Here is a 14,254-nt window from a genome sequence, read left to right on the forward strand (position 1 = left end):
AGCGCAAGCCCAAGTCAACGGTTTCGCAGAGTGTCGGCCGGCAATGTCACCCTGTCGCCGTCCGCGCTGTGGCACCGCTGCCGCAGCCCGCGCCGCCTGTGCGGCGGCGTGGGCTGCGGCGCTTCATCCAAACGCTCTCAAACGACCCGGAAGTTCTTGAACTGCCACGGATCGTCCTCGTCGATGTCCTCGGGGAACAGGACGTTGCGGTCCTGCAGCGGAGTCCAGTCGCCATAGGCGCCGATCACCTCGCCGAGATAGGGTTCGGCGATGTCCAGCACCCTGCGGAAATCGACCTCGTCCGGCTCGACCACGCCCCGATTCGGATTCTCCAGCACCCAGACGATGCCCCCCAGCACGGTGGAGGTCACCTGCATCGAGGTGGCGTTGTTGTAGGGCGCCAACCCCCGCGCCTCGTCGATCGCCAGACGCGAACCGTACCAGTAGGCGCCCTTCTCATGGCCCATCAGCAGCACGCCGAGCTCGTCCATGCCATCGGTGATCTCGTGCATCATCAGCCGCTGTTCGGCCTGGATGTTGAAGTTCTTGCCGGCCAGCTCGTGCAGCGACATCACCGCATCGTCACAGGGGTGATAGGCATAGTGGCAGGTCGGGCGGTAGACGACGCGGTCGCCCTCGCGCACCGTGAAATAGTCGGAGATCGAGATCGCTTCGCTGTGGGTGATCAGGAAGCCGTGGAACGGCCCCTCCAGCGGCGTCCAGGTGCGCACGCGGGTCGCGGCGCCCGGCCGCATCAGGTAGATGGCGGAGCCGCAGCCGAACTCGTGCCGGCGGCCGTCGTCGGGCAGCTGCTTCTCGTGCGTGCCCCAGCCCAGCTCGGCCGGCTGGCAGCCTTCGCTGACGAATCCATCGATCGACCAGGTGTTGACGAACTCGCCGATGCGCTTGGGCTGGTTCGAAACCTGGGTGTCGCGCTCGGCGACATGGATGGTCTTGACGCCGAGCCGCTGCGCCAGCCGTGCCCAGCCGTCGCGGTCGGTCGGCACGTCGGTTGCGACCCCGGTGTCGGCGGCGACGTTCAGCAGCGCCTGCTTGACGAAATGCGACACCAGCCCCGGATTCGCTCCGTGGGTGATCAGCGCGGTCGGCCCGCCTTCGAAGCGGCGGCGCAGGGCCAGCGCCGTCTCACGCAGCGCATAGTTCGAGCGCAGCGACGGCGACAGGCTGGAATCGGTATAGCCGCCGGCCCACGGCTCGGTGCAGGTGTCGGTGTAGAAGGCCCCGACCCGCTGGCAGAACTCGATCAGCGCGATCGACGACACGTCGACCGACAGGTTGACCAGGAAATCGCCGCGGTCGATCAGCGGCTTCAAAACCTGGAAGAAATTGTCGTTGTCGAGCGGGTTGTTGTGGAAGGCGACGCCGTACAGCTCCGCCTCCTCGCGCCCGCGCTCCTCGGCGGTGACGATGGTGATCCGGTCGGCGCTAAGTCCGTCGATGTGACGCAACAGCAGTGGCAAGACACCCTGGCCAATCGAACCGAATCCAACGATGACCATGCGGCCTGTGAACGTACAGAGCTTCGTGTCCAGGGCCATGATGTTTTGTCTCCCCGAGGTAGTTTAGGCCAACGACATAAGCCGACGCACTCGCCTCTTCGATAAAAAAGGGGGCGAGCTGCGCCGGGCCGGTGAATGTTACGGGTGTCTTTACGCTTTATCCACAGATTCCGGCATTTCCGCTGACTCCGGCTTTTCCGCTCAGGCGGCGCAGGAGTGCAGGCGGTAACCGGGTGTGGCCAGCAGCGGCGCGTCCGACACCTCGACGATGCGCGCCTGGTCGAAGCCGTTGAACGCGGTGCGCAGGCAGGAGCCGTAGGCGCCGAGCTGCCCCAGTTCGATCCAGTCGCCGGCCTTGATGTCGGCCGGCAGGTGGAACGGGCCGTTCATCCGGTCGGCGCTGTCGCAGGTCGGGCCGTAGAAGCTGAACGCCTCCTCGCCAGCGCCGGACATCGCCTCGAACGGACGGATCAGCCGCGCCGGGAAACGGAAGCCCGGCACGCCGGCGTCCGACAGCCCGCCATAGACGCCGTCATTGATGAACAGTTCGCCGCCCCGCCGCTTCACCACCTGCACCACCAGCGAGACGCCGGGGGCGACCAGGGCGCGGCCCGGCTCGCACCACAGGCGGCAGCTTGCGGGCAGGTCGAGCGCCGAAACGCCGCGGGCGATGGCGGCCATGAAGTCACCGAGCGGCGGCGGGGTGACACCCGGATAGGACACCGGGAAGCCCCCGCCGACATCCAGCACGTCGATGGCGACGCCACTGTCGGCGATGACCCGGCCAGCCAGCGCGATGGCGCGCTCGTAGGCCGACGGATCGAGCATCTGCGAGCCGACATGGAAGGAAAGCCCGACCTTCGGCGCCACCGCGCGGACCTCGCGCAGCAGCTCCGCGGCGTCGGCCATGGCGGCGCCGAACTTGCCGGACAGGTCGTAGACAGCATTGCCCTTCGGCAGTGCCAGACGCACGACGAGGCCGAGGTCGGCGGCGTTGTCGGTCTCCTCCAGGATCTTGGCAAGCTCCTCGCGGCTGTCGAGCACGAAGTCCCGCACGCCATATTGACGATAGGCGTTGCGGATCGCCTGCCGGCCCTTGACCGGATGCATGTAGTGCAGCACGGCGTCGGGGAACATCTGGCGGATCAGCCGGATCTCGCCGGGCGAGGCGACGTCGAAATGGCGCACGCCGCCGGCCCACAGCGCGCGCAGCACCGCCGGTTCCGGATTGCACTTCACGGCATAGAGCACGTCGCCGCCGCGGGCCGACGCGTCGGTCGCCTCGCCGAAGGCGGCGAGGAAGCTGCCGGCGGTGTCGGCCAGCACGCCGGGGCGGATGCAGTGCATCGGCTCTTCCGGCCGATGCAGGGCGACCGCCTGGGCGACGGTCGAGCGGCGGCCGTTGCCGGACAACGAAACGGCGCTGCTGTCGTTCAGGCCGACGCGGCGGAGCGGGGTGACGGCGGAACGGGAACGCAGGAAGCCCATGGCGCACTCCTATCCCCGGGCCGCGGCATGCAAGCCGGCCCGGTGAGCAGATGGCGATCCCAGGCCGCACAGGCAACGCGCAGCACAAGGCTGGAGCGCTGGTTGGGCAGCAGGATCGTCGATCGTTCGAATTTGGGAAGGGGGGAGACGGAAAAAGCCGGTGCGAGCAGCGGCCCCGGGCTGTGAAGCTCCAGGCAACGGCGCGTCGTTTACCGGCTACAGGGCTACCGTCTCACAGCCCCACCGTGGGCAGCGTACATACTGACCTCCCTCTCGGGACCGACCCACTGGAATGGCCGGTTCTTCCAAAAAGGACGCGGTACGTCGTAGCATAACCACAGAGGGCCATAGGCACGTGCGGGTGCGTCGTGCCGTTTCATTTACGCTATTCGGCCCGCGATTCAAGTGAAATTTTTAAGGCGGGAATGGGGCGGATCGGAGGATGTCAGGGCATCGCCGGGATGTCAGGCTCGAACAGGGGACTCGAACAGGGGAAAGCGCGCGGCGATGGGGTCGCCGGTCGGGACGGCGACCCAGCCATCGGGACGGGTGAAGAACCGGATGGCGGTGAATCGCGGTCGCGGCCCCATGTCGAACCAGTGCGGTGTCCCGGCGGGGATGCTCAGCAGGTCGCCGGCCTCGCATACGATGCGGAAAACGCGGCGGTCGAGATGGATGTAGAAGGCTCCGGCCCCTTCGACGAAGGCGCGAGCCTCGTCCTCGTCATGGGTATGCTCATCCAGGAACTTGGCGCGGAGGGCAGCTGTGTCCTCGGTTTCTGGAGTGATGCGCACGACGTCGACCGAGCCGAAACGGCGTCCCGCCTTCATCCGGGCAATGGGGCCGGCATGGTCCAGCAGCACCGCCTCGGCGTCGGCGGAAGCGGGCAGGGAGGCATCGGCCGCCCAGCGCTCGAACAGGATGCCGATATGGGCAAGATGCCCGGCCATCAGGTCCGGATCGGCGGTGCTCAGCTCCGGCCGTCGGGCATCGTTTTCCAGATAGACGGTCAGGTGACTCACCCGTGCGCGCTCCAGCCCAATCCACCCGGAAAAGCGTGACGCGCGACCGTTCGTGATGCAACAGGCCGAAAGACGTGTGTGACCGTTCGCCGCGATATCAGCGGCTGCGCTGGAGCCCTGCCGTCACAGCCACTGCAACCAAAAGAAGCAATCCGACGAAAAGTGCGACTCCGGTCCAGCCATGGTCGTGCCAGAACAGCCCGCCCAGCGTCCCGGCGAGCGTGGAGCCGACATAATAGCAAAACAGATAGATCGACGATGCCTGTCCGCGCGCCACCGCGGCCCGCCGGCCGATCCAGGCCGAGACGATGGAATGGGCGCCGAAGAAGGCGAAGGTGAACAGGGCGATGCCGGGGGCGATGGCGAACAGGCTGTCGATCTCCAGCAGCGCCAGCCCGGCCACCATCAGGGCCACCGCCGCGGCCAGCGTGCGGTTGGAGCCGATGCGCCCCGACCAGCCGCCGAACAGCGGCGAGCTGACGACGCCGAAGCTGTAGACCAGGAACACCGCGCCGACGATGGCCGGCCGCAGCTCGAACGGCGGTTCGCTCAGGCGGAAGCCGATATAGTTGAAGACAGTGACGAAGCCACCCATCAGCAGGAAGCCCAGTGAGAACAGCCCAAGCAGCGCCGGATCGGTCAGCAACCCGCGCCATGCCCGCGCGAGCCCGCGCAATCCGGCGGCCCGGCGGATGAAATGGCGCGACGGCGGCAGGGCCAGCCAGACGGTGATCCCGGCCGCCACCGCCAGCGCGCCCACCACCCCGACCGCGAGCCTCCAGGTGCCGAGGTCGGTGACGACGGCGGTCAGCACCCGGCCCGACATGCCGCCGATGGCGGTGCCGCCGATATAGAGCCCCATGGCGACGCCGGCCGATTTGGGGTCGACCTCTTCGGAGACATAGGCCATCGCCACCGCCGGCAGGCCGCTCAAGGCCAGCCCCTCCAGCGCCCGCACCGCCAGGAAGCCATGCCAATCCGGCATCAGCGCCCCGACGATACCGAGCAGGCCGGCGGCGAGCAGGGCCGCCACCATCACCGGCTTGCGCCCGATCCCGTCGGAAATGGCGCCCGCCACCAGCAGCGCGCCGGCCAGCACACCGGTGGTCAGCGACAGCGACAGGCTGGATTCGGCCGGCGTTACCCCGAACTCGCGCACGAAGTCGGGCAGCAGCGGCTGGACGCAGTAGAGCGTGGCGAAGGTGGAGAAGCCGGCGACGAACAGGATTCGGCTGGCGCGGCGATAGGCGGGGGTGCCGGCCTGAAGATAGGCGGTGTCGGCACCGGTCTCGATCTCGTCGCGCACGCCCTCGGCTCCTCGGCAAAATTGGCGCACCGGCCATTGTGCGGCGCAAACCGGACATTGCCCTGCGCCGGCCGTCCAGTCCAACGGCCGGGGGACGGAGCGGCCATGCCGCCCGTGCAGGGCGCAGCCGGAAGGATGGGGCGACGGCCTTGCACTGGACCTTCGACGGGGGCCGCCGTATAACCAGTGCCCCACACAATTCGTCGATGTCCCGAGCCATGCACGACCTTCGCGCCATCCGTGAGAATCCCGAAGCCTTCGACCGTGGCCTTGGCCGCCGGGGATTGGCGCCGATGTCGTCCTCCGTGCTCGACCTCGACGGCCGCCGCCGCGCCGCGCAGACCCAGATGCAGGAGATGCAGGCCCGCCGGAACGAGGCGGCGAAGGAGATCGGCCTCGCCAAGCGCGAGGGCCGCGACGCCCAGCCCATCCTGGATGAGATGGCGTCCCTGAAGGACCGCCTGCCCCAGGTGGAGGAGGAGGAGCGCGCGCTCGGTGCCGAGCTGGACACGCTGCTGGCGGGAGTGCCCAACATCCCGGCCGACGACGTGCCGGACGGCCCGGACGAGAGCGCCAACGTCGAGGTCCGCCGCTGGGGCACCCCGCCCGACATCGCCAATCCCAAGCAGCATTACGAGCTGGGCGAGGCACTCGGCCTGATGGACTTCGAGGCGGCGGCCCGCATGTCCGGCGCCCGCTTCACCGTGCTGAAGGGCGGGCTTGCCCGGCTGGAACGTGCGCTCGCCGACTTCATGCTGGACATCCACACCGGCGAGCATGGCTTCACCGAGATCGCCCCGCCGCTGATGGTGCGCGACAATGCCCTGTTCGGCACCGGCCAGCTGCCGAAGTTCGAGGAAGATCTGTTCAAGACCACCTCGTCCGACCACTACCTGATCCCGACCAGCGAGGTGCCGCTGACCAATCTGGTCAACGACCAGATCGTCGCGTCGGATGAGTTGCCGCTGCGCTACACCGCGCTGACGCCGTGCTTCCGCGCCGAGGCGGGGTCGGCCGGGCGCGACACCCGCGGCATGATCCGCCAGCACCAGTTCTGGAAGGTGGAGATGGTCGCCATCACCACGCCGGAGCAGTCGGAGGACGAGCACCGGCGCATGACCCGCTGCGCCGAGACGGTGCTGGAGCGGCTGGGGCTCGCCTACCGCACCATCGTGCTCTGCACCGGCGACATGGGCTTCTCCTCGCGCAAGACCTACGACGTCGAGGTGTGGCTGCCCGGCCAGAACGCCTACCGCGAGATCTCCAGCATTTCCAATTGCGGCGATTTCCAGGCGCGGCGGATGAAGGCCCGTTGCCGGCCGAAGGGCGAGAAGCAAACTCAGTTCGTCCACACCCTGAACGGATCGGGTGTGGCGGTCGGGCGCTGCCTGATCGCGGTGCTGGAGAACTACCAGCAGCCCGACGGTTCGATCCTGGTTCCGGAAGCGCTCCGCCCCTACATGCGCGGAGTGGAGAGGATTTCCATCTGATGTTCGACCTGCCGCTCGACCTGTCCCGGACCCGCATCCTCGTCACCAACGACGACGGCATCCATGCCCAGGGATTGAAGGTCCTGGAAGCCATCGCGCGCGAGCTGTCCGACGATGTCTGGGTCGTCGCGCCGGAGATGGAGCAGTCGGCGGCCAGCCACTCGCTGACCATCAACCGGCCGCTGCGCCTGCGCAAGCTGGACGACCGCCGCTTCACCGTCGACGGCACGCCGACCGATTGCGTGCTGCTGGCGGTCAACCATGTGATGAAGGAGTCCCGGCCGACGCTGGTCCTGTCCGGCGTCAACCAGGGTTCCAACATCGGCGAGGACGTGACCTATTCCGGCACCATCGCCGCGGCGATGGAGGCGACGCTGCTGAACGTCCCGGCCATCGCCATGAGCCAGCATTACGAGCCGGGCCAGCCCATCGACTGGTCCGCCGCCACCGCCCACGGCGCCGACGTGGTGCGCAAGGCGGTGACGGTGGCCTGGCCGAAGAACGTCCTGCTGAACGTCAACTTCCCGTCCTGCCCGGCGGCGGAGGTGACCGGCATCCGGGTGGTCCGCCACGGCAAGCGCAAGATCGGCGACGAGCTGCTCGAACGCGTCGATCCGCGCGGCAAGCCCTATATCTGGATCGGCACGCTGCGCGGCGAGGCCGACGTGGCGGACGACACCGACATCCATGTCGTCTTCAACGGCGGCATCTCGGTGACGCCGGTCTATCTCGACCTCACCCATACCCCGACGCTGCAGACATTGAGGCAGGCTTTCGTGTGACCTACAACCCGCGCAGGATCCGCTTGCTGATGGCCCTTCGCGGGGCCGGCGTCACCGACACCAAGGTGCTGGCGGCGATCGAGCGGGTGCCGCGCGAGATGTTCGTCCCGGATGCCTTCCAGGACCGGGCGTGGGAGGATGTGGCGCTGCCGATCGACCAGGGCCAGACCATCAGCCAGCCGCTGGTCGTCGGGCTGATGACCCAGGCGCTGGAGCTGCAGCCGCGGCATCTGGTGCTGGAGGTCGGCACCGGCTCCGGCTACCAGGCGGCGGTGCTGGCCCGGCTCTGCCGCCGGGTCTTCACCATCGAGCGGCTGGAACCGCTGCTGCGTGAGGCGGAGGCCCGGTTCCGGGCGCTCGACATCGGCAACATCACCACGCGGCTCGGCGATGGGACGCGAGGCTGGCCGGAACAGGCGCCCTTCGCGCGCATACTGGTCACGGCGGCAGGCGGGCCGGAGCCGCCAAAAGACTTGACGGATCAACTCGCCGTTGGTGGTGTCATGCTCATTCCGCTCGGGGACGACCACCGCGGCCAAAGGGTCGTGCGTTTCCGGCGCTCCGAAGCTGGCCTTATCCGGGAGGACCTGTGGCCCGTCCGTTTCGTTCCGCTGCTGTCCGACCCGCCGCAACAGGTCCGTTCCGCATGAAACCCGTCCTCTCCGCCCTGGTCCTGTCGACCGCGGTCCTGGCGCTCGGCGCCTGCGAGCGCATCGGCGGGCTGGCGCCCTTCACCCATGTCGCCGAGGTGCCGGAGTCGGCCGGCGGCGCGATCACCGTGCAGAAGGGGGACAGCGCCTACAGCCTGTCGCGCCGCTACAATGTGCCATTGCGCGACCTGATCGAGGCGAACCGGCTGGCGCCGCCCTACCGGCTGGATATCGGACAGCGGCTGGTGCTGCCCACCTCGCGCCAATACATCGTGCAGAAGGGCGACAGCCTCTACAGCATCTCGCGGATGCACAATGTCGATGTCAGCGAACTGACCCGGCTGAACAACCTCAGCCCGCCCTATGCGGTGCAGGTCGGCCAGCCGCTGCGCCTGCCGGGCAGCAACGACACCGGCGGGACCATGGTGGCTTCCGGCGGCGCCGTTCCACTGACGCCGCAAGGGGCGCAGCAGGGAGGCCCGCAGGGAACGGCCGCCGGGCGCGGGTCGATCCAGGCCGCCGAACTGCCGCCGCCGTCCTCGAACGGTACCTCGAACGCTCCCTCGGCCGGCGCCATTTCCGCCACGCCGCTGCCGCCGCCACCGAAGGCCGGCGCCGCGCCGGAGCCCGCGCCGGTCCAGCCGGCACCGGCTGCGGCCGGGGACGTGACCTATCAGCCGGGGCAGGGGCCGACCCTGCTGCGGCCGCCGGGCGCCAAGCCGTCCCCCACGCCGATACCGGCTCCCGCCGCCCCGCCGCAGGAGGTCGCCGCGGCGGCCCCGCCGCCGAAACCGGATCCGAAGGCCGAGGTCGACGCCCCGCCGCCGCGAGGCAGCGCCCGGTTCCTGTGGCCGGTGAAGGGGAAGCTGATCTCCGGCTATGGGCCGAAGCCCGACGGCCTGCACAATGACGGCCTGAACATCGCGGCGGCCAAGGGTACCGCGGTGGTCGCCGCCGACAACGGCGTGGTCGCCTATGCCGGCAACGAGCTGCGCGGCTTCGGCAACCTGCTGCTGCTGAAGCATGCCGACGGCTGGATCACCGCCTACGCCCACCTCGACAAGATCGAGGTGGAGCGCGGCGCCACGGTGAAGCGCGGCCAGACCATCGCCCGGGTGGGCCAGACCGGCAGCGTCACCTCGCCGCAGCTCCATTTCGAGCTGCGCAAGGGAAGCCAGGCGGTCGACCCGTCCGACCAGATGGACCGCAAGGTCAGCGAAGGGGCTGCCCGAGGCGACCGGCCAGGTCCTGGATGAACTGCCAGGCCACCCGGCCCGACCGGCTTCCGCGCGTGACCGACCATTCCACGGCCTCCGCACGCAGCCGGTCGACCGGAACGTCCAGGCCGTAATGGCGGGCATAGCCCTCGATCATCGCGAAATAGGTGTCCTGGTCGCAGTTGTGGAAGCCGAGCCACAGCCCGAAGCGGTCGGACAGCGACACCTTCTCCTCCACCGCCTCCGCCGGGTTGATGGCGGTGGACCGCTCGTTCTCGATCATGTCGCGTGGCATCAGGTGGCGGCGGTTCGACGTCGCGTAGAACACCACATTATCAGGGCGCCCCTCGATGCCGCCGTCCAGCACCGCCTTCAGCGACTTGTAATGCGCGTCGTCATGGTCGAAGGACAGGTCGTCGCAGAACAGGATGAAACGGCGTGCTTCACCCTTCAGCCGGGCCAGAAGGCGGGGCAGGGTGGGGATGTCCTCGCGGTGGATCTCGACCAGCGCCAGCTCGCCCGGCCGCTCGACGCAGATCGCCGCATGGACGGCCTTGACCAGCGAGCTCTTGCCGGTGCCCCGAGCGCCCCACAGCAGGGCGTTGTTGGCCGGCAGGCCGGCGGTGAAACGGCGGGTGTTGTCCAGCAGAATCCCGCGCTGCCGCTCGATGCCCTGCAGCAGCAGGATGTCGACCCGGTTGACCACCGGCACCGGCTCCAGCCGGTCGGGGTCGGGATGCCAGACGAAGGCGTCAGCCGCGGTGAAGTCCAGCGGCTGCGCCGGTGGCGGGGCGATACGCTCCAGAGCCTCCGCGATGCGGGTCAGCAGGGGGGCCAGCGCGTGCTCGGTGTTGAACTGCGACATTATTCTCCGGACTTTTTTCTGGATGTTCCATGGAAAGTGGGCGACCGCGCAGCCATCTTTCCGACGCCTTCGCACGGTAACACAGCAAGGCAAGCGCACAAGCTGTGGCCGCTCCGCGGATTGTGCCGCATCACCATTGCATCCCGGTCATGGGCGGCTATAGTCGCGGCGTCCCGGCGGAACGCCGATCCCGCGCGAGACCAAAACCTAAAGGAGCTTCCAGATGTTCGTTTCGACGGCTTATGCACAGACGGCGGCGCCGGCTGGCGGCGGCGGTGACATGCTCGTCCAGTTTTTGCCGCTGATCCTGATCTTCGTCGTCTTCTACTTCCTGCTGATCCGTCCGCAGCAGAAGAAGATGAAGGAGCATAAGGCCATGCTGTCGGCGATCCGCCGCGGCGACCGCGTCGTGACCGGCGGCGGCATCATCGGCATCGTCACCAAGGTCGGCGCCGACGAGGAGATCACCGTCGAGATCGCGGAGAATGTGCGCGTGCGCTGCCTGCGCTCCACCGTGAATCTGGTGCTCGCCAAGACCGAGCCCGCCGGCAAGTCGGGTGGTGACGCCGCCCCGGCCGCCGAAGGCGAGGCCAAGCCGGTCGAGACGCCGGCCGCCGGCGGCATCGGCAAGCTGTTCGGCCGCAAGTAAGCCGCAACAGGGCTCCTTCTCCCCCGCGGGCCAGCCCGAAGGCGCTTCCCGTCCGGGGCGGCCGGTCGCCGCGCCCAAGCGGCGGACCGGTCCCCCGGACCGGGTGTGGAATCGGATTCGAGTGACGCATGCTCTATTTTTCGCGCTGGAAGATTTACATGATCGTGGCGATCTGCGTCGCCGGGGTCATCCTGATGCTGCCCAACTTCATGGGCCGCAGCACGCTGGCGGCGCTGCCGTCCTGGTACGCCAACACCCGGGTTTCGCTGGGCCTCGACCTGCGCGGCGGATCGCATCTGTTGCTTGAAGTCGACATGGCCACCGTCATCCGCGACCGGGTCGAAGGGCTGGTCGACGGTGCCCGGCAGCAGCTGCGCACCGCCAATATCGGCTACACCGCGCTGAATGCCGGCGACCGCGCCGTGACCGTCCAACTGCGCGATCCAGCCCAGGCGGACGACGCGGTCAAGGCGCTGCGCCAGCTGGCCAGCCCGATCGGTGCCTCCGCTCTCGGCGGCGGCGTGCCGGACCTGACCGTCTCCGTCGACGGCTCCACGGTGACCGTGGCGCTGAGCGAGGTCGCCCTGCGCGACCGCGCCACCCAGGCCATCGAACAGTCGATCGAGATCGTACGCCGCCGCATCGACGAGACCGGCGTGAACGAGCCGACCATCGCCCGCCAGGGCAATGACCGCATCCTGGTCCAGCTGCCAGGCGTCGAGGATCCCGACCGCGTCAAGCGGCTGCTCGGCACCACGGCCAAGATGACCTTCCGGCTGGTCGACATGAACGCCGACCCCAACAGCGGCCGCGCTCCTCCGGGGTCGGAGATCCTGCCCTCGACCGAAGGCGACCGCTATCAGGCGAAATACGTCATCCGCAAGAAGGTCGAGGTCGACGGCGCGACGCTGCAGAACGCCACGGCCGGAACCAATCCGCAGACCGGCGAATGGGTGGTGAACTTCGAGTTCAACACCGCCGGCGCCAACCGCTTCGCCGAAGTGACCAAGCAGAATGTCGGCCGGCCCTTCGCCATCGTGCTCGACAACAAGGTCATCAGCGCTCCCGTCATCCGCGAGCCGATCACTGGCGGCCGTGGCCAGATCAGCGGCAACTTCACCGCTGCCAATGCAAACGACCTCGCCGTCCTGCTGCGCGCCGGCGCCCTGCCGGCGCCGCTGAAGGTGATCGAGGAACGGACGGTCGGTCCCGACCTGGGCGCGGATTCGATCCGGGCCGGCCTGACCGCCGTCATGGTCGGCTTCGTGATGGTCTGCATCTACATGATCGCATCCTACGGGCTGTTCGGCTCCTTCGCCTGCTTCGCGCTGCTGATCAACCTGGTGCTGACGCTGGCGGCGCTGTCGCTGCTGCAGGCCACCCTGACGCTGCCGGGCATCGCCGGCGTCCTGCTGTCGCTGGGCCTGGCGGTCGACGCCAACATCCTGATCAACGAGCGCATCCGCGAGGAGACGAAGAAGGGTCGCGGCGTCTTCGCCTCTATGGAGGCCGGCTTCAGCCGTGCCTACAGCACCATCGTCGACAGCAACCTGACGACGGCGATCAAGATGGCGCTGCTGTTCATCTTCGGCACCGGTGCCATCAAGGGCTTCGCCGTCACCATCACCTTCGGCATCCTCATCTCCATGTTCACCGCCACGGTGCTGGTGCGCCTGATGATGGTGACGTGGCTGCGCCGGACGCGTCCGGCCGTGCTGCCGGTCTGATACCGCCGCGACCGCGGCGGCGCGCCGGAAGGCGCGGGTAAGCCTGCGTGGCGTTTGAACGCAATACGGCAAGCCAAGCGATTGGCTTGCCGGTGTCAGAGGTCCTCCGATGTTCCATCTCCGCCTGGTCCCCGACAACACCAAGATCCCGTTCATGAACGGCCGCATCGCCGGCCTCGTCGTGTCGGCGGTCCTGTCCATCGCCTCGCTGGTCCTGTTCTTCCACCCCGGCCTGAATTACGGCATCGACTTCCGCGGCGGCATCGTCATCGAGGCGCGGACGCCGCAGGCGGCCGACTTCGCCTCGCTGCGCCATACCCTGTCCGGCCTCGGCATGGGGCAGGTGGCGCTGCAGGAGTTCGGGTCGCCCCAGGATGTGCTGATCCGGCTGGAACGGCAGCCCGGCGACGACGCCGCCCAGCAGGTGGCCGCCGACAAGGTGCGCGGCACCCTGGCGCAGGCGGTGCCCGGCACCCAGGTGCGCCGCGTCGAGGCCGTCGGCGCGTCGGTCAGCGGCGAGCTGTTCGCCAACGGCATGCTGGCGCTGGGCCTCGCGATGCTGGCGATGCTCGTCTACATCTGGTTCCGCTTCGAATGGCAGTTCGGCTTCGGCGCCGTGGTGACGCTGCTGCTGGACATCACCAAGATCGTCGGCTTCTACGCGATCACCGATATCCAGTTCAACCTGACGGCGGTGGCGGCGATCCTGACCGTCATGGGCTATTCGGTGAACGACAAGGTGGTCGTCTATGACCGCATGCGCGAGAATCTGCGCATCTACAAGAAGATGCCGCTGCGCGACCTGATCGACCTGTCGATCAACGAGACGCTGAACCGCACCGTCGGCACCTCGGTCTGCACCCTGCTGTCGATCATCCCGCTCGCCCTGTTCGGCGGCGAGGCGTTGCAGGATTTCGGCATCGTGCTGATCTTCGGCGTCATCCTGGCAACCAGCTCGTCGGTGTTCATCGCCGCCCCGATCCTGTTGTTCCTGGGTGAGAACCGCCTGCGCCGCGGCAGCCCCGAAGCGGCGGCGAGCACACCGACGGCCACGCCGTAAGGCCGGTACCGACAGGGAAGGAGAGGGCAGCATGGACATCACGCCGATGATCCCGTCCGACCGTCAGGTCATCGACGGGTTCGGTCCCGGGCAGTTCTGCATTTCCGGCCAATGGCGGGTCGGCGCGGTGGTGGTGCTGCCCGACCGCACCCAGGCCTGGGCGGCGACCGACGCCGCGTCCCTGACGCTGGAGGATTTCGCCCCGGTCCTGGCGGCCGAGCCCAAGGTGGAGATCCTGCTGCTCGGCACCGGTCCGACCATGCGGATGATCCCGAAGGAGCTGCGCAAGGCCCTGCGCGACCAGGGCGTGGTGGTGGAGCCGATGGACAGCCGTGCCGTCTGCCGCACCTACAATGTCCTGCTGTCCGAAGGCCGGCGGGCGGCGGCGGCGATGCTGCCGGTGTAGCTGGGGTATAGTGCCGAAAACGACAAAGGCGCTCCGGATCGGAGCGCCTTTGCTTTTTATGGATACTCGCGG

Annotated in this window: 13 protein-coding genes; 8 read left to right on the top strand and 5 right to left on the bottom strand. The window is 68.3% G+C overall.

Going from position 1 to position 14,254, the window contains the following annotated elements:
• Window positions 1–137: 137 nt before the first annotated feature.
• The 4 genes from ABMY26_RS20670 to ABMY26_RS20685 form a co-directional block, all read right to left on the bottom strand.
• Complete coding sequence (locus ABMY26_RS20670; RefSeq protein WP_372396544.1) at window positions 138–1,559, bottom strand: homospermidine synthase; 1,422 nt, start codon at window positions 1,557–1,559, stop codon at window positions 138–140.
• 162 nt (window positions 1,560–1,721) lie between these two features.
• Window positions 1,722–3,008 carry a type III PLP-dependent enzyme gene (locus ABMY26_RS20675; RefSeq protein ID WP_372396545.1) on the bottom strand — a complete coding sequence of 429 codons (1,287 nt, stop codon included), beginning with the start codon at window positions 3,006–3,008 and terminating at the stop codon, window positions 1,722–1,724.
• A gap of 464 nt (window positions 3,009–3,472) precedes the next feature.
• The gene (locus tag ABMY26_RS20680) at window positions 3,473–4,030 is read right to left on the bottom strand and encodes an acireductone dioxygenase (RefSeq protein ID WP_372396546.1); all 558 of its coding nucleotides are present in this window, start codon (window positions 4,028–4,030) and stop codon (window positions 3,473–3,475) included.
• 97 nt (window positions 4,031–4,127) lie between these two features.
• Complete coding sequence (locus ABMY26_RS20685) at window positions 4,128–5,336, bottom strand: MFS transporter (protein ID WP_372396547.1); 1,209 nt, start codon at window positions 5,334–5,336, stop codon at window positions 4,128–4,130.
• Between the two features lie 218 nt (window positions 5,337–5,554).
• On the opposite strand from ABMY26_RS20685, the gene serS reads away from it, so the two are divergent.
• From serS to ABMY26_RS20705, 4 genes are read left to right on the top strand one after another with little or no spacing between them, the layout of a single operon-like run.
• On the top strand, window positions 5,555–6,826 hold the full coding sequence (serS, locus tag ABMY26_RS20690; RefSeq protein ID WP_372396548.1) for a serine--tRNA ligase: 1,272 nt from the start codon (window positions 5,555–5,557) through the stop codon (window positions 6,824–6,826).
• Window positions 6,826–7,608, top strand: a complete 783-nt coding sequence (gene surE / locus ABMY26_RS20695) for a 5'/3'-nucleotidase SurE (protein WP_372396549.1) — start codon at window positions 6,826–6,828, stop codon at window positions 7,606–7,608. The genes serS and surE overlap by 1 nt, the downstream gene beginning before the upstream one ends.
• Complete coding sequence (locus ABMY26_RS20700; protein ID WP_372396550.1) at window positions 7,605–8,258, top strand: protein-L-isoaspartate(D-aspartate) O-methyltransferase; 654 nt, start codon at window positions 7,605–7,607, stop codon at window positions 8,256–8,258. The genes surE and ABMY26_RS20700 overlap by 4 nt, the downstream gene beginning before the upstream one ends.
• On the top strand, window positions 8,255–9,514 hold the full coding sequence (locus ABMY26_RS20705) for a peptidoglycan DD-metalloendopeptidase family protein (RefSeq protein ID WP_372396551.1): 1,260 nt from the start codon (window positions 8,255–8,257) through the stop codon (window positions 9,512–9,514). Before ABMY26_RS20700 ends, ABMY26_RS20705 begins: the two co-directional genes overlap by 4 nt.
• Here ABMY26_RS20705 and ABMY26_RS20710 read toward each other — a convergent pair.
• Window positions 9,471–10,340 (bottom strand): ATP-binding protein, encoded by an 870-nt coding sequence (locus ABMY26_RS20710; protein WP_372396552.1) that lies wholly within the window; start codon window positions 10,338–10,340, stop codon window positions 9,471–9,473. The genes ABMY26_RS20705 and ABMY26_RS20710 overlap by 44 nt on opposite strands.
• Before the next feature lie 223 nt (window positions 10,341–10,563).
• On the opposite strand from ABMY26_RS20710, the gene yajC reads away from it, so the two are divergent.
• The 4 genes from yajC (at window position 10,564) to ABMY26_RS20730 (ending at window position 14,182) form a co-directional block, all read left to right on the top strand.
• On the top strand, window positions 10,564–10,989 hold the full coding sequence (gene yajC / locus ABMY26_RS20715; protein WP_372396553.1) for a preprotein translocase subunit YajC: 426 nt from the start codon (window positions 10,564–10,566) through the stop codon (window positions 10,987–10,989).
• Window positions 10,990–11,117: 128 nt separating this feature from the next.
• Window positions 11,118–12,716, top strand: coding sequence for a protein translocase subunit SecD (secD, locus tag ABMY26_RS20720; RefSeq protein WP_372396554.1), 1,599 nt, complete (start codon window positions 11,118–11,120; stop codon window positions 12,714–12,716).
• A 109-nt stretch (window positions 12,717–12,825) separates the two neighbouring features.
• Window positions 12,826–13,776 carry a protein translocase subunit SecF gene (gene secF, locus ABMY26_RS20725; RefSeq protein WP_372396555.1) on the top strand — a complete coding sequence of 317 codons (951 nt, stop codon included), beginning with the start codon at window positions 12,826–12,828 and terminating at the stop codon, window positions 13,774–13,776.
• Window positions 13,777–13,807: 31 nt separating this feature from the next.
• Window positions 13,808–14,182, top strand: a complete 375-nt coding sequence (locus ABMY26_RS20730; RefSeq protein ID WP_372396556.1) for an Mth938-like domain-containing protein — start codon at window positions 13,808–13,810, stop codon at window positions 14,180–14,182.
• Window positions 14,183–14,254: the final 72 nt, after the last annotated feature.

Origin of the sequence: Azospirillum sp. HJ39, from assembly GCF_041507355.1 — a bacterium.
In the GTDB taxonomy this organism is placed as follows: Bacteria; Pseudomonadota; Alphaproteobacteria; order Azospirillales; family Azospirillaceae; genus Azospirillum; species Azospirillum thiophilum.

Excerpts from the sequence above, each read along its gene's own strand:
- ABMY26_RS20710 (WP_372396552.1), bottom strand. The coding sequence starts at position 10,340 with ATGTCGCAGTTCAACACCGAGCACGCGCTGGCCCCCCTGCTGACCCGC.
- yajC (WP_372396553.1), top strand. The coding sequence starts at position 10,564 with ATGTTCGTTTCGACGGCTTATGCACAGACGGCGGCGCCGGCTGGCGGC.
- ABMY26_RS20670 (WP_372396544.1), bottom strand. The coding sequence starts at position 1,559 with ATGGCCCTGGACACGAAGCTCTGTACGTTCACAGGCCGCATGGTCATC.
- ABMY26_RS20730 (WP_372396556.1), top strand. The coding sequence starts at position 13,808 with ATGGACATCACGCCGATGATCCCGTCCGACCGTCAGGTCATCGACGGG.
- ABMY26_RS20675 (WP_372396545.1), bottom strand. The coding sequence starts at position 3,008 with ATGGGCTTCCTGCGTTCCCGTTCCGCCGTCACCCCGCTCCGCCGCGTC.
- ABMY26_RS20705 (WP_372396551.1), top strand. The coding sequence starts at position 8,255 with ATGAAACCCGTCCTCTCCGCCCTGGTCCTGTCGACCGCGGTCCTGGCG.
- secD (WP_372396554.1), top strand. The coding sequence starts at position 11,118 with ATGCTCTATTTTTCGCGCTGGAAGATTTACATGATCGTGGCGATCTGC.
- serS (WP_372396548.1), top strand. The coding sequence starts at position 5,555 with ATGCACGACCTTCGCGCCATCCGTGAGAATCCCGAAGCCTTCGACCGT.
- secF (WP_372396555.1), top strand. The coding sequence starts at position 12,826 with ATGTTCCATCTCCGCCTGGTCCCCGACAACACCAAGATCCCGTTCATG.
- surE (WP_372396549.1), top strand. The coding sequence starts at position 6,826 with ATGTTCGACCTGCCGCTCGACCTGTCCCGGACCCGCATCCTCGTCACC.